The 20,492-nt window shown below is 70.4% G+C and carries 17 protein-coding genes and 2 pseudogenes; 9 read left to right on the top strand and 10 right to left on the bottom strand.

The features are described from left to right. Positions 1-85 precede the first annotated feature (85 nt). Positions 86-814, bottom strand: a complete 729-nt coding sequence (locus tag FHX37_RS22995; protein WP_170181634.1) for a hypothetical protein — start codon at positions 812-814, stop codon at positions 86-88. Between the two features lie 362 nt (positions 815-1,176). Beyond that, positions 1,177-2,964, bottom strand: coding sequence for a GmrSD restriction endonuclease domain-containing protein (locus tag FHX37_RS18310; protein WP_141925461.1), 1,788 nt, complete (start codon positions 2,962-2,964; stop codon positions 1,177-1,179). A 620-nt stretch (positions 2,965-3,584) separates the two neighbouring features. Between FHX37_RS18310 and FHX37_RS18295 the strand changes: the two genes are divergently transcribed. Further along, positions 3,585-4,052, top strand: coding sequence for an NUDIX domain-containing protein (locus FHX37_RS18295; RefSeq protein ID WP_141925460.1), 468 nt, complete (start codon positions 3,585-3,587; stop codon positions 4,050-4,052). 26 nt (positions 4,053-4,078) lie between these two features. On the opposite strand, the gene FHX37_RS18290 is transcribed toward FHX37_RS18295, so the two are convergent. Then, the gene (locus FHX37_RS18290; RefSeq protein ID WP_141925459.1) at positions 4,079-4,681 is read right to left on the bottom strand and encodes a class I SAM-dependent methyltransferase; all 603 of its coding nucleotides are present in this window, start codon (positions 4,679-4,681) and stop codon (positions 4,079-4,081) included. Positions 4,682-4,725: 44 nt separating this feature from the next. Next, positions 4,726-5,493, bottom strand: coding sequence for an NAD(P)/FAD-dependent oxidoreductase (locus tag FHX37_RS18285; RefSeq protein ID WP_342777632.1), 768 nt, complete (start codon positions 5,491-5,493; stop codon positions 4,726-4,728). A 303-nt stretch (positions 5,494-5,796) separates the two neighbouring features. Here FHX37_RS18285 and FHX37_RS18280 point away from each other — a divergent pair, with 303 nt between their 5' ends. Then, positions 5,797-6,378, top strand: a complete 582-nt coding sequence (locus FHX37_RS18280) for a helix-turn-helix domain-containing protein (RefSeq protein ID WP_141925458.1) — start codon at positions 5,797-5,799, stop codon at positions 6,376-6,378. Between the two features lie 85 nt (positions 6,379-6,463). Here the strand turns inward: FHX37_RS18280 and FHX37_RS18275 are convergent, their stop codons facing one another. From FHX37_RS18275 to FHX37_RS18260, 4 genes are all read right to left on the bottom strand, one after another. Beyond that, positions 6,464-7,204, bottom strand: a complete 741-nt coding sequence (locus FHX37_RS18275) for a metallophosphoesterase (RefSeq protein WP_141925457.1) — start codon at positions 7,202-7,204, stop codon at positions 6,464-6,466. Positions 7,205-7,555: 351 nt separating this feature from the next. Beyond that, positions 7,556-8,293 carry a PIG-L deacetylase family protein gene (locus FHX37_RS18270; RefSeq protein ID WP_246062433.1) on the bottom strand — a complete coding sequence of 246 codons (738 nt, stop codon included), beginning with the start codon at positions 8,291-8,293 and terminating at the stop codon, positions 7,556-7,558. A 156-nt stretch (positions 8,294-8,449) separates the two neighbouring features. After that, positions 8,450-8,992, bottom strand: a complete 543-nt coding sequence (locus FHX37_RS18265) for a GNAT family N-acetyltransferase (protein ID WP_211351951.1) — start codon at positions 8,990-8,992, stop codon at positions 8,450-8,452. Positions 8,993-9,062: 70 nt separating this feature from the next. Beyond that, entirely contained in the window at positions 9,063-9,431 is a 369-nt protein-coding gene (locus FHX37_RS18260; RefSeq protein ID WP_141925455.1) for an ArsR/SmtB family transcription factor, read from the bottom strand. A 74-nt stretch (positions 9,432-9,505) separates the two neighbouring features. Between FHX37_RS18260 and FHX37_RS18255 the strand changes: the two genes are divergently transcribed. The 5 genes and pseudogenes from FHX37_RS18255 (at position 9,506) to FHX37_RS18240 (ending at position 13,791) form a co-directional block, all read left to right on the top strand. Further along, positions 9,506-10,585 carry a cation diffusion facilitator family transporter gene (locus FHX37_RS18255; protein WP_141925454.1) on the top strand — a complete coding sequence of 360 codons (1,080 nt, stop codon included), beginning with the start codon at positions 9,506-9,508 and terminating at the stop codon, positions 10,583-10,585. A 194-nt stretch (positions 10,586-10,779) separates the two neighbouring features. Beyond that, entirely contained in the window at positions 10,780-11,664 is an 885-nt protein-coding gene (locus FHX37_RS18250) for a LysR family transcriptional regulator (RefSeq protein WP_141925453.1), read from the top strand. 66 nt (positions 11,665-11,730) lie between these two features. Continuing rightward, positions 11,731-11,952: pseudogene (locus FHX37_RS23725) on the top strand (hypothetical protein); the annotation flags it as partial. Positions 11,953-12,022: 70 nt separating this feature from the next. Further along, a complete protein-coding gene (locus tag FHX37_RS18245) occupies positions 12,023-12,742 on the top strand; it encodes an alpha/beta hydrolase (RefSeq protein WP_246062432.1) in 720 nt (239 codons plus the stop codon). Next, positions 12,739-13,791 carry a quercetin 2,3-dioxygenase gene (locus FHX37_RS18240; RefSeq protein ID WP_141925452.1) on the top strand — a complete coding sequence of 351 codons (1,053 nt, stop codon included), beginning with the start codon at positions 12,739-12,741 and terminating at the stop codon, positions 13,789-13,791. The genes FHX37_RS18245 and FHX37_RS18240 overlap by 4 nt, the downstream gene beginning before the upstream one ends. 176 nt (positions 13,792-13,967) lie before the next feature. Here the strand turns inward: FHX37_RS18240 and FHX37_RS18235 are convergent. Then, positions 13,968-14,389 (bottom strand): annotated as a pseudogene (locus FHX37_RS18235) (MmyB family transcriptional regulator). A gap of 557 nt (positions 14,390-14,946) precedes the next feature. Here FHX37_RS18235 and FHX37_RS18230 point away from each other — a divergent pair. Beyond that, positions 14,947-15,426 (top strand): hypothetical protein, encoded by a 480-nt coding sequence (locus tag FHX37_RS18230; protein WP_141925451.1) that lies wholly within the window; start codon positions 14,947-14,949, stop codon positions 15,424-15,426. Positions 15,427-15,830: 404 nt separating this feature from the next. Further along, the gene (locus FHX37_RS18225; RefSeq protein ID WP_211351949.1) at positions 15,831-16,943 is read left to right on the top strand and encodes a winged helix DNA-binding domain-containing protein; all 1,113 of its coding nucleotides are present in this window, start codon (positions 15,831-15,833) and stop codon (positions 16,941-16,943) included. Positions 16,944-16,950: 7 nt separating this feature from the next. Here FHX37_RS18225 and FHX37_RS18220 read toward each other — a convergent pair whose 3' ends face one another. After that, on the bottom strand, positions 16,951-20,487 hold the full coding sequence (locus FHX37_RS18220) for a condensation domain-containing protein (RefSeq protein ID WP_141925449.1): 3,537 nt from the start codon (positions 20,485-20,487) through the stop codon (positions 16,951-16,953). Positions 20,488-20,492 lie beyond the last annotated feature (5 nt).

Below are 20,492 nucleotides of genomic sequence, written 5' to 3'. Positions count from 1 at the left end.
GGCGTTCGGGCAGGGATGTACCGGCGGCCTACGCAGCGGGACCGGAGCGGTCCGTAACTCCCGGCCGGACCGTTTCGTGGTCCGGTCAGGCCGTCTCGCCGGTGTCGGCGATCCGCTCCTCGAGGGCTGGGGCGACACGCTGCACGGTGGCCAGCGGGGACCGGAGCGTCTGGTTCCCGGAGCCGTAGGCCGTGACCCGGACGAGGAGGTTACGGGTGTTGAAGACCGCCACGGCGTGGCTCCGGCCGTCCCCGGTCGGGGTCCACTCCGCGTAGTCCCACCTCTTCTCATCGGAGGGTTCGTACAGGGAGGCGAACCCCTCGTCGCCGGTGTCGAGCTCCTCCACCTCGGTGGCGGTGTAGGGCACGTCCGGCTGGGTGGAGCCCTCCAGCCACTCCCGCCTGGTCTTGCGACGGTCGGCCACCGTCTGCCGGACCTCGCTGTAGTCGGGGGAGTCCGCCTCCGCGTCGTAACGGGTGACCGTGAGGGCCAGGCTGTTGTCCTGGACGTCGAAACACGTCCGGTCCGGTCCGTCCGGCATGTTGAGGGAGGGGTAGGACCGGTCCTCGTTCCCCAGGCCCACCATCCCCACGTCCCCCAGGTGAAGCTCGGAGGTGAGTTCCTCGGTGAACAGTTCCTCGCAGGTGGGAACCTCGGTGTAGGGCGGTCCGGGTGCCAGCCACAGGGGCAGGACGATCGCGGCGGCCGTCGCGGCGACAACGCCACCGGTGACGACCGGCACCCGGTAGCGGGCGACCAGACCACCGGGGTTCTGCGGTTCGGGCTCGGGGGGTGCGGGGGAACCTTCGGACACTGGGGACTCCTGACAGGACAGGACGGGCGGACCGACAGAACATCAGTATCCCGCTTCGCCGGAACCGCGCACGCGTCAGGTCGCGGTTCCCCGAGCCGCGCTCCCGGTCCCGTGTGCGGCTCACCCGCCTCCGGGCCCCGCATCCGGTGGGTGGGGCAGGTACGTGCGGTGGCGGAGACCGGAGACCTCGGCTCCTCCGGAGACGGTCGAGTGCGGGATGCCGTCGCAGGCCAGGCGCCAGCACCTCCCGGTCCCGGACCAGATCGTTGGCGTTGACGCTCAGGTGGCGGCCGTCCCGGTCGGCGAGTTCGGCGCGCGTACCGTTGCCGTACTCGGTTTATCCCGGGACGGAACGGGGAGTCTCAGGAAGCGCTCTCCGATGGGGTGAGGGCCTCAGTTCCGATCGCGGTGGCGATTCGGTCCAGTAGTTTCCGCTCCCGCCACTGGAAAAAAGCGGGAAAATCGTCGGCGCTGAGCTTGTCGGTATCGATGAGGTGGGTTTGGACATGCTTGAGTAGCGCGTCCTGGCTAATTCCCTCCTTTTGGACGAGGCGCGCAAGATAGTTCGACGGCGCCGTACTTCCGATGACCCGATTGGTGTGCGCTGAGAGGGGCGTCTTGTTGATGATCGAGTCATAGGCCTCGCGCGATACCCCGTTACGATTACACCATGCCTTAGGGAATATGTGGTGGATGTCGATAGCATCGTCGAAGTAGGTCGCCACATTCACGTCGTTGCCGCTGATCCAGTCTCGCGCTCCGTCGGCCATGAGCAGCGCGTAGATCCCCTTGTAGGCAGCGCTGTTGCGGGTACGTAGCGTGCGTAGCCGTTGCGGCGCGAACTGGACCTCCTGGACCGTGCGCGGTTCGCCACCGACACCCCGTACCCAGTCCACCACCTCGGTGAGGTCGCGGACGAAGCGTGTCTCGGTGGTCCCGCTGTAGAGCTCGCCGAAGACGCCGCACCAGTACCAGCGGGTGATCTTCTGTTGGGCGTCGTGGGTGTTCCACTCCTGGCCGAGAACAGCGCAGATCGCGGCCAGCGGGATCAGTTGACTCCCATACGGCAGGGACTTCACGTCGAAGACGTAGCGCTGGTGCAGGAACCGCGCCGCAGCCTGGAAACCCGCGACGATTTCCCGGCTGTACCTGCGATATTCCTGCAGAGGCAGGCGGAGCATGTGGGAGCGGCGGCAGCCGATCCGCAGTGAGCGATCCGACTCGGCACCCGCGTGTTCAACGTGGTTGCGGTAGGTAGCCAACAGGGTGACCGCCTGCAGGAAATCGGTCTCGGATACCTTTTCCAGTACCTGCTGGCGATCTCCCGTCCACTGCTGTCGGCACTCCTCCCAGTCCTGGCGCAGGTCGAAGTCGTCGGCCGCGTAGGTCGCGGTGAGCAGCTCGAACACGGTCAGAGTGATCCCACCGGTGTTGACTTTCTCGAAGACCTGGCACACCGCCTCGCGCGGCGTTGTCGAACTTAGCTCGATGACGGGAACTAGGTACTGCTCGAAGCGTTTGACGAACTGCTTATTGAACGCCTGCCACTGTTTGCTGGCCGTCTTGTCGTACTCGTGATGTTCTCGAAAACCTTCGGCCCAGTCATCGGCGTCGAATACCCGGGTAAGGGGGAACATCCCGGCGGCGTACTCCTTCTCCGGTGTGGAGAGGTCCAGCTCCACGTCCCGCGCGAAGTCAGTGCGTATCAGCCGGTTGGCCGGGACGAACCGGAAGGCGTTTTCCCGGTCGTAGGTCTCGTCGAGGGCGTGCTTGATGTTCACGTAGAACCACCCCTCGACCTCGTGCTTCTTCTCGTTCTGAGTGCGCACGGGACGGTTGAGCATCAACGCTTGGTACAGCGAGGTCAGCCGCTGCTGTCCGTCCAGCAGAAGCCGCTCGGCAGACGCGCCCGCGGGCAGCTCGATCCCTTCCACCGCGCGTTCTTTGAATCGGGTCTCCCCACCCGTACGGAGCATCATGGTCGTGCCCACCGGGTAGCCGAGCGATATCGAACTCAGCAGGCTGATGATGTTGCGCTCGGGCCACACCCACCCCCGTTGGAACTCCGGAAGCTGAATGCGCCCCTCCCTGGCCTGCCGCAGCAGATTGGACAGGAACTCCTTCTCAATGCCGAACGATTCGACGCTCAACCCCACACTCCCTTGCGCACATCGCGCTCCGTGCCGAACCCATCATTACCACCGTGATTCCGGGCGTATGCGAGGTTTCATGGGATCCTGCGCACAAGTCAATGCCCGCGCGGTTTACTCGGTTCCCACGCCGGATCCGTGTGTTCGCGTGGCCGAATCGGCGCATCAGCCCATCCGTGTCCGCAACAGGTATTCGTCCACGAGGGGACAGTTGCTTGCTCCTATGGCGGGATAGGAGCTTGGTAACCGCCAGCCCGGCCCAAGAGTTCGCTGCCCCTGGTCACCACGAACGGCAGGGACGGGCCCTCGCCCTCACCGCCCGGTGTGACGTCGAATATTCGGGATGCGGCGGGGGCGGTGATGCGGGCCCACGCTGACAGGGAGAAATGCTGCGGCGCCAGCCAGCGCGTGCTGATCGCGCTGGAGGCGCTCGATCAGCGGGACGAGGACGTACATGGTGGTTGTGCTTGACCCGCACTCCGGGACACGCTCCCCGAGATCCGGGAGCGGGCGGCGGTGGAACTTCCCGGTGCGAAAGTGCGTAGGCGTCTGTTCTGGCGGTACTCGCTGGTCTACGACGAACCCACCCGCGCTGCCCGCCGGTAGGGGATGCTGTCGCCATGGGCAGAACCGAGTACTACCACGACCCGGGCGCGCCCCGGGCGAACACGTTGATCCCCGCCAGCAACCTGCTCGTCGTGGACGGCGGGGGAGCGGTGCTGTTGCAGCGCCGCCGCGACACCGGACAGTGGGCGCTGCCGGGCGGAGCACAGGAGATCGGGGAGTCCCCGTCCCAGTGCGCGGTGCGCGAGTGCGAGGAGGAGACCGGCGTCACCGCCGAGGTGACCGGACTGCTGGGCGTGTACTCCGATCCCCGCCACATCGTCGCCTACACCGACGGTGAGGTCCGCCAGCAGTTCGAGGTCACCTACCTCGGCCGTCCCGTCGGCGGCGCCCCCCGGAGCAACGACGAGGCCGACGCCGTGCGGTGGTTTCCTGTCGAGGAGCTGGACAGTGCCGACATCCACCCCAGCATGCGCCGGCAGCTCGCCGACTACCTCGACGGCGGCCGTCCGCGCCCGCGGTGAGCACAGCCGCGTCCGCGTGTGGTCTCCTACCGCAGCCGCCGCGCCCGCAGGACAGTGTCGTGGGTGTGCGGGTTGTCCGCCGCCGCGGGCGCGGTTCGCGGGCGGGTCTCGTTGACCAGTACCCGCCAGTCGTCGTCGAGGTGTTCGGCGACCTCGTGGGGCTGGTAGTACGCGCCCGGGTCGAAACCGCGGTCGTTGTCCGGCGGCATGTCGGTGACGTCGTGACCGACGAACAGGAGGGTCCCTCCCGGAGCGACCGCGGCCAGCAGGCGGCGCAGCGCGGCGTGGTCCGGCTGCTTCGGGAGAGGGAAGTACTGGGCCGAGACCAGGTCGAACGCCCCCGCCGGCGGGCCGGTGGCGGTCAGGTCGGCGCGGGCCCACGCCACGGCGTCGGTGGTGTCCGTGGCCTGTGCGGCGGCGCGTTCCAGCGCGACCCGGGAGACGTCGACGGCGGTGACCTTCCAGCCGCGTCGGGCCAGCCAGAAAGCGTCGGCGCCCTCACCGCACCCCGCGTCGAGGGCCTGTCCCGGTGGCAGGTCGGCCGTTTCGTCGATGAGGGCCGGGTTGGGGTTACCGCTGAAGAGCTGGTCCTGGCTGCTGTACCGCTGGTCCCAGAATTGCGCGTCCATGTGTTCGGCCTCCTGGTTCCGGAGTGGGATGGGGTGGTGGGAAGCTAGTTCTCCGTGCCGTGCGCGAGGGCTCCTCGGGCCGCTCGTAGGGCACGGTTGGTGTCCTCGGTGGTCAGGTCGGCGTTGATCGCGCCCGCCGCGGCCGCACCAGAGGCCGCTGAGGCGAGCACGGTCGCCCGCGGGTCGGTGAGGTTCCCCGCGGCCCACACCCCCGGTACTCCGGTGAGGCCGCTGGCGTCGGCCGCGATGTGGTCGCCGGTCCCGGACGGGTGAGGGCTCGGTTCCAGACCGAGCGTGGTGAGTACCGCCGCGTGCGGGACGGCCCGCGGCGCCACCGCCAGGGCCCGCAGCTCGACCAGCTCGCCCGAGCGCAGGCGGACCCCGCGCAGCCGGTCGTCGTCGCCGGTCTCCACGGAGGCCACCTCACCGGGCACGAGCGTGACGCCCCGCGCGGACAACCGTTCGGCCTCCTCGTCGGTGGGGGCGGGGCCGGTGTGCCGCAGCAGGGTGAGGTCGCTGGTCCACTGGCGGAACAGCAGCGCCTGGTGCGCGGCCTGCGGCCCCGTGGCCAGCACCCCGATCGGTTGGTCGCGGAACTCCCAACCGTGGCAGTAGGGGCAGTGCAGCACATCGCGCCCCCACCGCGCGGGGAGTCCGGCGACGTCGGGCAGTTCGTCGGTGATCCCGGTCGCCACCAGCAACCGCCGCCCCGGCACCCGGTCGCCCGTGTCGAGCTCCACCTCGAGCCCGTCACTCGTGGGCGAGGCCGCGACCGCCCGGCCGGCGATGACCTCCCCGCCGTAGTCCGCCACCTCCCGGCGTCCCGCCCCAGCAGCTGCTCGGGCGGTGTCCCGTCCCGGGAGAGGACCCCGTGCACGTGCTCGGCCGGGGCGTTGCGCGGCTGTGCACCGTCCACCACCAGCACCGACCGCTGTGCGCGGCCGAGCATGAGCGCCCCGTTCAGTCCCGCCGCGCCGCCGCCGACGACCACGACGTCGTACCGTCCGCCCTCGCTGGGCTGTTTCCGTTGAGTCACTGGTGACCACCTCCGCTGCACAGGCTGCACACCGGGGTGTCCGTTTGACAAAGTTCTTTGCCAAAACTGCAATAGACGGGTGTCGGACGACCTCGATTCCGTTCTCAACGCGGTGGGTTCGCGGCTGCGCGAGCTGCGCCGCCGCAGCGGCGCTACCCTGGCGGCTCTGTCACAGAGCACGGGCATCCCGGTCAGCACGCTGTCCCGGCTGGAGTCGGGGCAGCGCAAGCCCAGCCTGGAACTGCTGCTGCCCCTGGCCCGGGTGCACCAGGTCCCGCTGGACGAGCTCGTCGGCGCCCCGGCCAGCGGCGACCCCCGGGTGTACCCGCGCCCCGTCGAGTACCACGGCATGACCGTGATCCCGTTGAACCGCAAACCCGGAGGGCTGCAGGCGTTCAAGCAGATCCTGCCCGCCCGCCACCACGGCGCCCAGCCGGAACCCCGCTCGCACGAGGGCTACCACTGGCTGTACGTGCTCAACGGGAGGCTGCGCCTGGTGCTCGGCGAGCAGGACCTCGTCCTCACCGCGGGCGAGGTGGCTGAGTTCGACACCCACCTCCCGCACTGGTTCGGCAACGCCGAACCGCAGCCGGTCGAGTTCCTGAGCATCCTCGGTCCCCAGGGTGAACGCTTCCACATCCGGGCGAGCTACCGCCCGTGAGGCCCGCGCGCCGCGTCGGAACGATTCCGCTGTCCGAGGTCCGCCTCGTGGTGCCTGGCGGTGTTGTTACCGCGCGGGTGGCGCCTCAGGGCACGACCCGGTAATGCGTGGTGACGCGCAGCTGCTCATCGAGTACGTGGAAGGCGACCGCGGGGGGATGCTCGTAGTCGAACGTCTCACCCGGCTCCCAGGGCAGCTTCAGAGTGGAGGAGACACCGGGCGCCACCAACAGGGGGCGGCCCGCGAAGGTGGTGGCTGCCGCAGTGTGGGCGTGTCCGCACAGCACGGCCGCGACCTGGGGATTCCGCTCGATGAGGTCGGCGAGACGCTGCTCCCCGTGCTGGCGCATGGCGTCGAGGTAAGGGCTGTGCAGTGTGACGGGCGGGTGGTGGAGGCAGACGAACACCGGCACGCCTTCCGGGTTGTCAGCCAGCACCCGGTCCAGCCAGTCGATGGTCTCGTCAGCGAGGTAGCCGTCACTCCGGCCGGGAACGGTGGAGTCGCAGAACGCAAACAGCGCCCCAGCGGCCCGGTGCACCACGTTGACGGGGGAGTCGGTGGGCGGCTGGCCCAGGAGCACGTCCCGGTAGGCGGCTCGCGTGTCGTGGTTTCCGGGGCCGGTGAACACCGGGAGCGGTGAGGACAGGACCTCGTTGGCCCGCTCGTACTCGGCGGCGTGGCCGTGGTCGGCGATGTCGCCGGTGACCAGTACCGCGTCGATCGCGTCGGGCAGCCCGTTCAGGTAGCTCATGACACGCGCAGCGCGGTTCGTGCTGTGCTCACCGCCGTCGAGGTGGAGGTCGCTCGTATGGGCCAGAACGATCATCGTGTTCCTTCCACAATCCGCCCCTCCGGATGAAGGGCGCCTACCGCAGCGAACCTCGGACCCTGCCGCCGGGAACGCCCGAACTCCCTGGAGTACCGGGGAGGCGCTGCCTCGGGAAGCGCCCGCGGGCGCCGCGTGCTACTACTCCCCCCCCCGCGGCCCGGGTGAGTGCGGTCGGCCGACCGTAGCACCAGGGCAGCCGGAACCAGCAGGAACAGCCCGAGCAGCACCGCCACGGCCTGGCCGCTCCGCAGGCCGAGGAGGACCATCAGCAGTGCGCAGCCCGCTATCAGCGCACCGGTGGCGCTCCTCACACACCCGCGTGTCCGTCCGCTCACCACCCGAGCTGCCCTACCTCGGGAAGAGTTCGAAGGCGAGGGCGGGTCGGCCGCCGAACTGCGGCGCGGCGCCGCCGCCGGTGATGCTTTCCAGTACGTTGCGGGCGTAGGTCTCGGGGGAAGTGTCCGTGAGCCCCTCGATGTAGGCGCGGTGCTCCAGCAGGGAGGACACCCCGCGCTCGAACCCGTCGGTCACGTCGACGGCGTGGGTCGGCTGCGGCGAGCCCGCGACCGCGACCCAGCGCACCCCGTCCCAGGGCACGAGGCCGTTGTCGGCGAGGTCGGGGAAGATCCACCGGTTGCCGGAGTCGCCGGCGGCGTCCAGCGCGGCCCGGCCCACCGCCCGGTGATCCGGCGTGTTCCACGCGCGGGCGCCCCACGTGTCGTGGTGGTTGATGGTGATGAGGAGTTCGGGGCGGTGCTCGCGGATCGCCGCGGCGAGGTCGCGGCGCAGCGCGGTGCCGTACTCGATCACCCCGTCGTGATGGTCGAGGAAACGCACCGTCGACGCGCCGACCACCGCGGCACTGGCGCGCTGCTCCCGTTCGCGCAGCTCGGCGGACTCCTCCGGCGGAATCCCGTCGATCCCCGCCTCCCCACGCGTGGCGAGCAGGTAGCTGACCTCCCGTCCGGCATCGGTCCAGACGGCGACCGCGGCGGCGGTCCCGTACTCGATGTCGTCCGGATGGGCCACGACCGCCAACGCCCGGGTCCACTCCGTCGGCATCGGTTCCAGCTGCTCGGCCACCATGCCCCCCCACTGTGCGGATGTCGCGTCCTACGGTTGCCGACATTACCCGAGCCCGCCCGCACGCGGGCCTCCAGAGCACCGGGCGCTGTCCCGACACCGGACACGCCCTCGCGCGGGCGGCCTGCCGTTTCCCCACCCTTGTCGGGCGGTTTCCGTTCACAGCGGGGACAGGGCCATGAGGACCTCGTCGCGGTCGTCGTCCGGGGCGAGGCGGTAGGCGCCGGGGCGCCGGCCGATCTCCCGGTAGCCCAGCCGACCGTAGAACTCCTCCAGGCCCGCGCCGCCACGCGCGGCGAGGTGGAGCTGTTCCAACCCCATCTCCTCGCGGGCGACGGTTCGGGCGCTGCGCATCAGGGCGGCGCCGACTCCCTGGCCGCGCACCTCCGGACGGGTCTGGACGTGGTGGAGCGTGCCCCAGTGGGAGACGAGCGGGTGGGGGTCGCGGCGGATGTTAAGCCACCCGGCCAGGGAGCCGCGCACCGTCGCGACGAGCAGGCGGCTGCGGTCGGGGGAGAGGCCGGCGACGATTGCCTCGGCGGCCGCGCCGACCTCCTGCGGGTCGACCGGTGGGAAGGGGAAACCGGCTGCCCCGCCGGCGTCGCTGACCTCCCTCCAGCACGCGGCGGCGGCCCGCTGGAGGTCCTCGGTGATCTCGTGCGGGTGGCGGATCTGGACGAAACCGGGCTCACTGGTGGACACGGCACTGGGTGTGGACATCGGCTGCCTGCGGGGACGGCGACGGTCGGACGGGGGTGCGCGGGCACCGGCCTCACTCGGACGGTGGGGCCTCGGGGTTCCGGTGGTGGGGGATGCCGTGCACGGCGTGGTAGGCGTAGCCGAGGGCTTCCTCGACCAGCCCGGCCAGGTGGTCGCTGGTGATGCGGTACACCATCCGGCGGCCCTCGCGGCGGACCTGGACCAGCCCGGCCAGGCGCAGCCGCCCGAGGTGCTGGGACACCGACGAACGTGAGGCCTCCACCTGGGACGTCAGGGTGGTGACGTCCTGCTCGCTGTTGAGCAGCTGCAGCAGGCGCAGGCGGGTGGGGTCGGCCAGCAGCCCGAGGACCTCGGCGGCGGCCCCGTACTGCTCGGGGGACTCCTCGGCGTTGCGGCCATAACTGTTGTCATGCGCATGCATGCTTGCATAATGTCGGATGCGCGCGTCCGCCGCAACCAGTGACCACCACCGATCCGTGAAAGGCACCGGCGCCCATGGCTGAGGAGCGTCCCCACCACCAGCACGACCACGGCCACGGTCACGGGCACGGCCATGGGCACGGCAGAACCGCCTCGGTGTGGGGGCGGTTGCGTCACGCCCTGACCCCCCACAGCCATGACACCACCGAACAGTTCGACTCCGCGCTGGAGACCAGCCGCCTGGGGCTGCGCACCCTGGTGTGGTCGTTCGTCGCCCTGCTGGCGACCGCCGCCGTCCAGGCCCTCATCGTGGCCTTCACCGCGTCGGTGGCGCTGTTGGGCGACACCGTCCACAACGTCGCCGACGCCCTGACAGCGCTTCCGGTGGGTATCGCCCTCGTGCTGGGGAGGCGCGCGGCCAGCAGGCGCTTCACCTACGGCCTGGGCCGTACCGAGGACCTGGCCGGGGTGGCCGTGGTGGTGCTCATCGCCGCGTCCGCGGCCCTGGCCGGATACGAGGCGATCCACCGGCTCGCCGACCCCCAGCCGGTATCCCACCTGTGGGCGGTGGCCGCCGCCGGGGTGGTGGGTTTCGCCGGGAACGAGCTCGTCGCCCGCTGGCGCATGCGGGTGGGCAGGCGCATCGGTTCGGCCGCGCTCGTGGCCGACGGGGCCCACGCCCGCGCCGACGGTTTCACCTCCCTCGCCGTGCTGGGGAGCGCGGCCGGAGCGGCACTCGGCTTCCCCCTCGCCGACCCGCTGATCGGGCTGGCCATCACCGTCGCGATCGTGTTCGTCGGGTACGGCGCCGCCAAACAGGTCGGTGCCCGCCTGCTGGACGCGGTCGATCCCCAGCTTGTGGAGACGGCCGAGCGCACCGCCGCCGGGGTGGCGGGGATTACCGGGGTCGGGCAGGTGCGGATGCGCTGGATCGGCCACAGCCTGCACGCCGAACTGTCCGTGGCGGTCGCGGCGGATCTGGCCGTGGCCCGGGCGCACCGTATCGCCCACGACGTCGAGCACGCCCTCATCCACGCGGTCCCCCGCCTGTCGGCCGCGAGCGTGCACACCGAGCCCGACACCGGTGCCGAGACCGCCCACCAGCAGCTCGCCCACCACAAACGGCAGGTACCGGCCCAACCGCAGCAGGCGTGACACGGACACCGCCCGCGCTCGGTCCCCGGAAGGCGGCGTCCCCGTGCGGGAGAACCGCCGACTGGTGGGTGCCCGCGGCGACTCCCACCGGTGCGTCCGGCAGCATCGGAGGGAGCGAGTGTCGGTACCCGGGGCGGGCGGGGTGGGACGGGACAGCGGCAACGCATGGGACACGACGACCGGGCAGGGGAGGAATGGACCTCACCATCCATCACCTCAGATGCTTCCTTGCTGTGGCGCAGGAGCTCCACTTCGGGAACGCCGCCGCGCTGCTGCGGCTCAGTCCCTCGGCGCTGAGCGAGCAGATCTCCTCCCTGGAACGGCGCCTGTCCCGTCCCCTCTTCGACCGCTCGTCCCGCACCGTGGAACTCACCGACCACGGTCGTGAATTGCTGCCACTGGCCCGCAGAACCGTCGCGGCCATGGACGACGTCCTGGACTGGGGGAGGGGTGACACCGCCACTCCCTCCATCCGCGTCGGCCTGATGGTCTCCAGCCCGGGGTTCCGCACGATCATGGCGACGGCCGCCCGGGAGATGCCCCACGTGCGCTGGCAGATCCGACAACTGGGATTCCTGGGATGCTCCGAGGCTCTCGCCAACGGCGGCGTGGACTGCGTGTTCGCGGTCGAGATCGGGCGGACGCCGGCCCCCGAGTTCGAATCCCTGCTGCTCTGGGAGGAGGCGTGCGTGCTCGTGACACCGGAACAGCACCGGCTCGCCGACCGGACCTCGGTGCGCCTGGACGAACTCGCGGAGGAGACCTTCGTGTCCACAGAGGACGAGACGGCCTCGCAGCGGTGGCTCTCGTCCGTCACCGTCGACGGCACGGCGCCACGCCTGCTGCCGGTGGCACGCAATTTCGAGGAGATTCTGGAATCGTGCAGCGCGGGGCAGGGGGTCAATATCGCCGGGGAATCCGCGCGGGAAACGTACTCCCGACCCGGGGTGCGTTTCATTCCCATTGTGGATTCCCCACCAGCGGCCACGTACCTGTACCTGCGGCGCGGCCGGCATCCGTCTCCGTTGGAACGGTTCGCGCGAATGGCGCGCGAGTTCAGGGACGGATCGGATTCCTGACCGTTCGGATCAGCCGAATTCCCGTTCGGATGACTGCGCTGGTTTCCGTCCGCTGTACCTATCACCATGGAAAGCATGGTTCACGAACCCTTCTCTTCCCCACGGGAGGTGCGGGTCGATCCGGACGTTGTCTTCGCGTGTCGGGAGACCGGCGCACTGCTTCTCGACCTCTACCGCCCGGTGTCCCCCGGCCGCCCCGTGCCGGTGGTGCTGTGGTTGCACGGAGGCGGGTGGTTCACCGGGGACCGCACACTGGCACCGGACCTCGCCCGCCGCGCCCGCACCACCGGATGCGCCATGGCGAGTGTCGAGTACCGCCTCTCCGGCCAGGCGCTCTTCCCCCCCCCAGTTGCACGACGTGCGCGCGGCGGTCCGTTTCCTGCGCACCCGCGCCGAGAACTACGGCCTGGACCCCCGCGCGGTCGGGGTGTGGGGCGCCTCCGCGGGTGGCCACCTGGCCGCTCTGACCGGCCTCACCGGCCACCTCACCACCCTGCCCGGTGAGACGGAGACCGGCGGGAGCGCGGCGGTACAAGCGGTGGCGGAGTCCTACGCGCCCGCGGACCTCGCCTCGGTCGCCGCCGGGGCGCCAGATCCAGCTCCCGGTGACGGGGACTCCCCGCCCGAGGCGCGGCTTCTCGGCGGCCACCCTGCCGAGGTTCCGGAACGTGCCAGGCGGGCGAGCCCACTGGCCTGGGTGAGCGCCGCGGCGCCTCCGTTCCAGATCTCCCACGGGACCGGCGACGCCCTCGTCCCGCACCGGCAGAGCGAACGTCTGCACGAGGCCCTCACCGCCGTCGGCGCGCCGAGCGAGCTGTACCTCGTCGAGGACTACCGGCACGGGTTCCTCAACCCGGGAGGCCGCCGCGACGCCGACACCCCGCAGGGTATGGACGACGGCCGGCTGGAGACCGAGGGAACCGCCCCGGCCCTGCACCGCACCTCGGCCGCTCCGAACGCCACGGGCGAGGGGACGACCTTCGGTTTCGACAGCATCGACGGTTTCCTCCGCCGGACCCTCGCATCCCGTTCCGCATCCGACCCCACCCCGCGTTCCGCACCAGGAGGCACCACGTGACCAGTACCGACCCGGAGGCCGCGCACGGCCCCGCGCCCGTCGTCAACGCCCTGCCCGGCGAACCGGTTCCCTACTACCTGGCCAGCGGAGAGGGCCTGCGTTACGAGACCGACGGCCAACTGTGGACGGTCATCGCCCGCGGCGTCGACACGGGCGGACTCTTCGACGCCGCCTTCGTCCTCGGCCCCCGCGCGGCCGGAACACCGTTCCACAGCCTGCCCTCCCACCAGCACTCCTACTACGTGTTCGACGGCAGCGCCCAGTTCTGGCTCCCCGGTCAGAGCCGCGTCCTGGTTCCCGGGGACTCCATCCACGTTCCGGAGGGCACACCCGTGGCCTACCGGATGCTCACCCACATGACGCGGCTGCTGTTCTTCTCCGCCCCCAGCGGCGCGCTGGACCCTCTCGTGAACTCGGGTAGGGAGGTGGAACGCCACGTCTACTCGCCCGGCGCCACCATCACCGGACGGACGCCGCCCCTGGCGGGCGCGCGGGTCCACGACATTCCGCGAGCGGCCGCCCGGGACGTTCAGGACGAGGGTCTGCCGGACGGGGCCGAAGGGTACGTCCTCCGTTCCCGCACCGGGGACCGGCGCGGATGGCCGGACGCTGTGAACTCCTACCTGGCCCGCGGCCGGAACACCGGCGGGCGCTACGTCGCGGTCAACACCCTCGCCGCGCCCCAGCCCTACATCATCCGCCACTTCCACCAGCGGCACACCGAGAACTTCCTGTGCCTGTCCGGTCGGATCTGGCTGTGGGCCAACGGAAAGGAGGTGCTGCTGACTTCCGGTGACTTCCTGCACGCCCCGGCCGGCACCGTGCACAGCTTCGCGATCTCCGCGCACAATACGCAGATGCTCGGGCTGCTCACCTCGGACGTCTTCGAACCGTTCTTCGACGTCACCGGAGTGGCGACCGACGACCACGTGCACACCGAGGGTCTGATCGACCCCTCGGTCGTCACCGACGGCATACGGCACAACCCCGACCTGGACCTCGTCGTCGTGAGTGACCCACTCCGGGGAGGCCAGGCGTCGGTTCCGTAACCGCCCGCGGAGGCGCCGCTCCAGGACGGAGCTCCCGCGCGGGGCACCCGTAGCCGGGAGAAGCGCATTCCTCCTCCCGCGGCATGCGTCACCATGCACCTCGGTGCGGAAACCGGACTGCGACGGGGAATCCGACAGGCCGGCCGCGTCGACACCATGTGCCGGCACCGGGAGGACTAACCGGCCGGGTCGTTGGTGGGCCGGTGGTGTTCGGCGGCCCAGGAGGCGAGGATGCGCAGGCGGTCGTGGGTGGGTGTGCCGGGGTCGGCGCTCCAGGCGATGAGCTGCTGATCCGGGTCGGCCGCGCGGGACAGGGCGTCCCAGTCGAGGGTGAGGTCGCCCACCACTGGCGGAACCGGGTGTCGTGCACGGACAGTTCGCCGACCAGCGCACTCAGCTGCGGATCGTCGGGATGCCGCGCGGCTTCCATACGCAACTGGGCCACACAGGTGTGGGCCGCACCCTCCCAGTCGGCGTACAGGCTCCGCATGGCGGGATCGGTGAACACCAACCGGACGTAGTTGCGCTGTTTGGCCGGGACCTGCGCGAAGTCGGTCACCAGCGCAGCGGCCAGCGGGTTCCACGTCAGAACGCCCATCTCCAGAGCACTGCGGACACGCCCTGTCCAGGCCTGTCCGGTCGGTTCCGGACGGGATGTCCCCGTGCGGTGCGGCCGGATGCGCGGTGCTGGCCACAGTCGAGGAGCGGTTCCCCTGCGTCCCCGCGGCCGCGAGGGGGAGGGCAGGGCGTCGAGTTCCTTGCCGGGCCAATACAGTAGACATTCTGGACACGGGTCCCAGCGCGGGTGCGCGCCGTTTCTCCCGGACGCGCGCGGTGGAGAGTGCTCCGGTATACGGGGAACGACGCTGCGCCGGCCGGCCTCTCCGTGCGGTCTCCGGGAGGGCGGTACTCCGTCGTGCTGTACGGCCGGGAACCACTGCCACAGCCCTCTTCCGCGCACCGTGCGCGGAGCTCGGCCCCGGTGCGGGAGAGCACTGAACGCAGTCGCCGCGACCGTGACTCCCTTACCGCACGACACCCGCGTGACATGGGGAAAGCTATAATCTCTGCTTTATACACTCTACCTATTCTGTTGGGTGATAGGGATTGTGCGTAAAGTAAGGTGGATGAAAGTGGACATAAGGAGTCGGGGTAGTGGTGACTGTGAGTGAGGAAGAGAAGAGATTTACCATCTCCGTGTCGGTGCACGACGGAGACGAGGAGTGCGCCGACACGAGGCCAGCGGAGATCAAGGCCGTGATGCAGCGCGATGAGGACGAGAACCTCGGCATCGTGGAGATGACCGTCCGGGCGGGTGAGGAGGGGGACCTTCCCGCCCGGACCGTACGCAACATCGACTTCGAGATGCTCGCGCGCGCTCTCGGGGGAACGGAGTCGGAGAGTACGCGGACCTCGATCCCCGCCACGGCTGGGAGAGCGTCGAGGCAGCTAGCCAGCGGTGGCGGGAAGAGCAGGGTGACCCGCCCCTACCGGCGGATGCCGGCGAAAGAGGATGTGAAGGCGCGGTTCCTCGAGACCCGGAGCGTGGGAAAACTCGCGCGGCACTACGACGTGCCCCGCTACACAGCGCAAGCCTGGGTCGACCGTCTCCGGAGGAACGGTTACCTGGACTGACGTGGCCCTCCTCCCGAGGCCGGCCACGCACCGTTCGGGGAGCGTGCGTGGTGGGAGGGGCGTCGGCCCGGTCCGGTTGCGGGCGTGAACCGCCCAGCGGACCGGTGTGGACGTAGGGGCGCGGTGACTCAGCGCACGTATGGCGCGTCCGGGTGCGGGTGGTTGCGACTGGAGTGTCTCCCCAGCCCAGTGGCGTATTCAGGCATCCCACCGCCCCACCTTCGGCTGCCACAGTGCCCACGCACGGGTGCCGACGGCATCGTCCGACCTCGCGCATGTCGTTGTACTGCGCCGTTTCAGGATATGTCGCCTCAAGATGTCGTCAGTACAGAGTCCAGCGTGTAGCCTGTCGCACAGTCAGCGGGAATGCGCGACGAGACGGATCCCGAGCGGAGGAATGGGCTGTGCGGGTTACGTGGGACCGTGTACTGGCGTGGCGACTGCGGAGGCAGTTCCTCGAATCGCCTACGACCGCCCACGCGGAGGAGGTCGTGGGACGGCTGTGCGGGGTGCAGGCGCAGGTCGCCGCGCCGGCGGCGACGGCGGTGGGGATACGACAGAAGGATCCCGAGCCCGACGGGATCGAGCATGCGCTCTCGGAACGGTCGTTGCTGAAGACGTGGTCGATGCGGGGCACACTCCACCTGTTGCCCGCCCGGGACGCGGCCAACTACCTTTCCGTGATCGCTTCGGCGCGTACCTGGGAGAAACCAGCTTGGCAGCGTGCGTTCGGCGCGACGCCGCGACAGGTCGCGGATCTGGTGGAAGCGGTCGCGGAGCTGCTGGACGGGCGGGTGCTGACCCGGGACGAGCTGGTCTCCCATCTCGTGCGCGATCCACGCTTCTCCTCGCTGGAGGAGCAGCTCCGCTCCGGATGGGGCACGCTCCTCAAACCACTGGCGTGGCAGGGGGCGCTGTGCCATGGCCCGAAGGACGGGAACGCGACCACCTTCACCCGGCCGGCGAGCTTCGTTCCCGACTGGCCGGGGATACCGGACCCGGACGAGGCCGCACCCGCTGTGATCGCGGCGTACTTGGGCGCCCACGGGCCGGCCACCCCGGAGATGCTCGACGCCTGGCTGACGCGCAACAGTCTGCGGAAAGCACCGCTGCGCCGGTGGTTCGCCGATATGGGGGACCGGTTGACCGAGGTCGACGTGGCGGGACGTAGCGCCTACCTTCTGACAGAGCACGCGGAGGAGCTGGCCGACACCCGGCCGCAGGGGACCGTGCGGCTGCTTGGCGCCTTCGACCAGTACGTGCTGGGCGCGGGGACGAAGGAGACGGAGGTCCTCCCGGGGCACCACCGTTCCAAGGTGAGTAGGACGGCCGGCTGGATCTCGCCCGTGGTGGTGCTTGACGGCCGGATCGTCGGCACCTGGGAGCTGGATGGAGGCCGGGTGACCGTGTCGCTGTTCCCGGACGCCCAGCAGCCGCCGTGGGAGGAGGTGGAGGCCGAGGTCTCCCGGATCGCGCGTGCCGGCGGCCACGGTGAGCTGGAGTTGCGCTCGGCCTGACCCCGCCTCACACCGGAAGCTCGGACAACCGCGACTTCGGGTTCGTGGTCACTCGGGACAGGATCCCCAGGAGCTGGTCGAGCCGGGCCAGTCCCGTGTCGCGTTCCCACAGGGAAGTGTTGACCTCGAGCATGGCGGAGATCCCCTCTCGGTGCATCAAGGCGTGGAACGACAGATCGTAGCGGGCGGTGCCGTGGGAGACCAGCTCATAGCTGGTGGCGCAGCCGGGGAGGTCGATCGGCATCCAGTCGGGCAGCTGCAGTTCGCAGGTGACCTGGTAGATCGGGTGCTGCCCGGGGGTGCGTTCCGGGCGGACGGCATCGACGATCTCGGCGAACGGCAGACGCTGGTGCTCGTAGGCGCGGAACAGGCTCTCCCCCACCCGTTCGAGCAGTTCGGTGAAGGTCGGGTCGCCGGAACAGTTCACCCGTACGGGCAGGACGTTGAGGAAGCAGCCGACGAGATGCTCCGCTCCGCGTGTGCCGCGGTTCTCGCTCGGCGCCCCCAGGACGATGTCGGTATAGGAGCTCAAATGGTGGAGGAGGGCCGTGGTCGCGGCGCAGAATACCGTGAACACGGTGGTGCTGTGGGCCCGGGCCAGCTGTCCCATCGCCTCCGCGAGTTCGCGCGGCCCCGGCCTCTCCAGGAACTCGCCGACGAAGCTGGGCTGTTCCGGCCGCGGGTGGTCGGTGGGCAGAGCGAGCACCGGCGCGTCCGCGAGCTCCCTGGCCCAGTACCGCCGCAGCCGTTCCCCCTCCGGGCCGGCCAGCGCCTCCCGTTCCGCGGTCACCAGGTCGGCGAACCCCACATCCAGACGAGGCAGGCGCGGCGGTTCCCGGGTGACGCGCGCGCGGTAGAACTCCGACAGCTCCCGCATGAAGACCGTCATCGACACCTCGTCGGTGACCAGGTGGTGGAAGAGGAGATGCAGCACGTGCCGCTCCTCACCGGTACGGACCAGCCGGGCACGCAGGAGGGGGCCGGTGGTGATGTCGAATCCGCCGTAGGCGGTCTCGCGCTTGAGGCGCTGTTCCCGCGCGGCGCGTTCGGAAGGGGGCAGAGGGCTCAGATCCGTGTACTCCACCTCGATGCCGAGGAACGGAAGGACGCGTTGCACGGGTTCCCCGTCGACTTCCTCGAATACGCCGCGCAGGCCGTCCTGCCGAGCGACGACGTCTCCCACCGCGCCGCGCAGCGCCTCGCCGTCGAGCGGGCCCGTGATGTGGAGGAGGAGCGGGATCGTGTGGGTGAGTGCCCCAGGGTTCGCCTGTTCGGCCAACCAGAGCTGTCGTTGCGCGGCCAGTAGCGGAATCGTGCGCTCCTCCCGAGCGGGGGCGACCGGCTCCGGTGCGGCTTCCGGCACTGGGGGGTCCTCCCGTGGCGCCGCCGCGACGAGTTCGAGGAACGCGTCGAGGTGCGGGTGACGGCTGCGGAGCGCGGTGGTGAGCCGGGCGGGGGTCGGGTTCTCGAAGAGCGTCCGTACGCGCACGTCGACACGGAGGGTGTCGCTCAGTTCCGTCACCAGGCGGGTCGCCACGATCGAGTATCCGCCACTGGCGAAGAAGTCGTCGTCGGGAGCGACCGTCGGCAGCCGGAGCGCTTCCGCCCACAGCTCGCGCACGAGGCCGAGCAGCGGGTCGTCCTCGGCGAGGGAAGCCGCTCCGGGATCCGGCGCGGTGAACCGCGCCCCGTCGACGATCTCCAGATCCCCGGTGGGGCTCCAGCGGGCCGTGAGGGAGGTGGGGGATGAGGAGACGTGGAGGGTACCGGGGGTGTGCGGGGACAACTGCGGTGTGCCGGTGTCGACCACGGGGTGTCCTCCGGAGACGTGGACGACCCGCGGCCAGGTGTCGGGAAGCCCGGTGATGTCGACGACCAGCAGGGTGTCCGCCGCCGTCCGCAGGAGGCGCAGTACGCGTCGGGAGGACCCGCGGTCCAGATCCGCTGCGGTGACCGGTTCGGTGACGAGGATGATCCGAGCGGCGCCCTCCTCGGAGTACGCGCCGAGCAGGTCAGCGGGGATCAGTGCGACGGACGCCCGCGGCACCGGTTCCCCGTCCGCTCCCGCCGAGCGGACGCGTGCCCCGGCCGTCTCGGCGGCAGCGCGGACCGCGGGGGCTTCCGCCAGCGTTTCGTGCACCAGCACGGTATCCGCGGCGTCCAGGTCGAGCGCGGCTCGCAGGTCCGCTGCGGGCCCGCCGTTCGGCGCCTCGCCGAGGGGAAGGCGCGAGAGGGGGGTGTCCGGTTCCGCCAGCCAGTGGCGGAGTACCCGTTCGTAGTCGCGCAGCAGGGCGGTGATCCCGTCCTCGGTGTAGAGGGCGGTGTCGTACTCGATCCAGACGCGGGCTCCGCGCTCGGAGACCTCCAGCTCGATGACGGTATCGAACCTGCCACGGTCGCGCTGCACCTCCACCGGCAGGGTGGGGAGCCCGCAGAAAGCGAGGTCCTCGAGCGGGTTCACCGCGGGCAGGAACAGGTGCTGGACGAGCGGGGTGCGGCTGGGATCGCGTTCCGGTCGGGCATGTTCGAGGATACGGCTCCAGGCGAGACGGTCGTGGTCGAGCGCGTCGGCGACGACCCGTCCGCAGTGGGCGGTGAGCGCCGCGAAGTCGGCGTCCGCCGTCATGGTGACGCGCAGGGGGATGGTGTTGGCGAACTGGCCGATGAGGTTCTCTACCTCGGGGACCGGACGGTTCGCGGAGAGCACACCGAGGACGAAGTCGTTCTCGCCCGTGGAGCGGGCGATGAGCGCGGAGAACGCGGCGAGCGCTGCCGTGTAGGGTGTGGTCCGGTTCCGCCGGGCGAACTCGCGCAGGCCCGCGCCCACGGAGGCGTCGAAACGGTACGTGGTGCGATGCCCCCGGGTGCCTTTCACCGGTGGACGCGGCCGGTCCGGGCGCAGGTCGAGCCGCGCCGGTGCGTCGCGGAGCGTCTCCCGCCAGAAGCCGCCGTCGCTCTCCTCCGCGGCCGGGAGCAGCGTGTTCCGCTCCCATAGCGCGAAGTCCCCGTACTGGAGCTCCGGTTCGGGAACGGCGGACGGTGCCCCGCGCGCGGCGGCGCGGTAGTCCTCGCTGACCTCGGACAGTATGAGACGCACCGCGGTAGCGTCCGCGACGATGTGGTGCACCCCTAGCGCGACGACATGGTCGTCGCGGTCCAGCCGGAGCGCGAGGAAGCGGACCAGGGGGCCGGCCGCCATGTCGATGTCCGCTCCGGCGAGCTCGCGCACGTGCCGGTGCGCGGCTTCCTCCCGCTCGGCGGGAGGAAGCGGGCTCAGGTCCAACCAGCTCAGGTCCGGTTCGGGGCTGGGGGGATGGATACGCATGCGGGCGCCGTCCTCGTCGGACGTGACCGTGCTGCGCAGGATCTCGTGGCGGGTGAGCAGCGCGTGTACCGCGTGCTGGAGGAACCGCCGCTCAAGGGGACCGTGGACCCGGAGCGCGACGCATTCACGCAGGGAGCCGTCCGCGGCGCTGACCTCTCCAGCGGACCAGAAGTGTTCCTGGATCGACGCCAGCGGGATGTCCTTCGTTGAGTCGTCCATGCGGA

The sequence above is a fragment of the Haloactinospora alba genome, from assembly GCF_006717075.1.
Classification (GTDB): Bacteria; Actinomycetota; Actinomycetes; order Streptosporangiales; family Streptosporangiaceae; genus Haloactinospora; species Haloactinospora alba.
This window is presented reverse-complemented; position numbering and strand designations above follow the sequence as displayed.

Excerpts from the sequence above, each read along its gene's own strand:
- FHX37_RS18295 (WP_141925460.1), top strand. The coding sequence starts at position 3,585 with ATGGGCAGAACCGAGTACTACCACGACCCGGGCGCGCCCCGGGCGAAC.
- FHX37_RS18275 (WP_141925457.1), bottom strand. The coding sequence starts at position 7,204 with ATGATCGTTCTGGCCCATACGAGCGACCTCCACCTCGACGGCGGTGAG.
- FHX37_RS18270 (WP_246062433.1), bottom strand. The coding sequence starts at position 8,293 with ATGGTGGCCGAGCAGCTGGAACCGATGCCGACGGAGTGGACCCGGGCG.
- FHX37_RS18250 (WP_141925453.1), top strand. The coding sequence starts at position 10,780 with ATGGACCTCACCATCCATCACCTCAGATGCTTCCTTGCTGTGGCGCAG.
- FHX37_RS18255 (WP_141925454.1), top strand. The coding sequence starts at position 9,506 with ATGGCTGAGGAGCGTCCCCACCACCAGCACGACCACGGCCACGGTCAC.
- FHX37_RS18290 (WP_141925459.1), bottom strand. The coding sequence starts at position 4,681 with ATGGACGCGCAATTCTGGGACCAGCGGTACAGCAGCCAGGACCAGCTC.
- FHX37_RS18220 (WP_141925449.1), bottom strand. The coding sequence starts at position 20,487 with ATGGACGACTCAACGAAGGACATCCCGCTGGCGTCGATCCAGGAACAC.
- FHX37_RS18260 (WP_141925455.1), bottom strand. The coding sequence starts at position 9,431 with ATGCATGCGCATGACAACAGTTATGGCCGCAACGCCGAGGAGTCCCCC.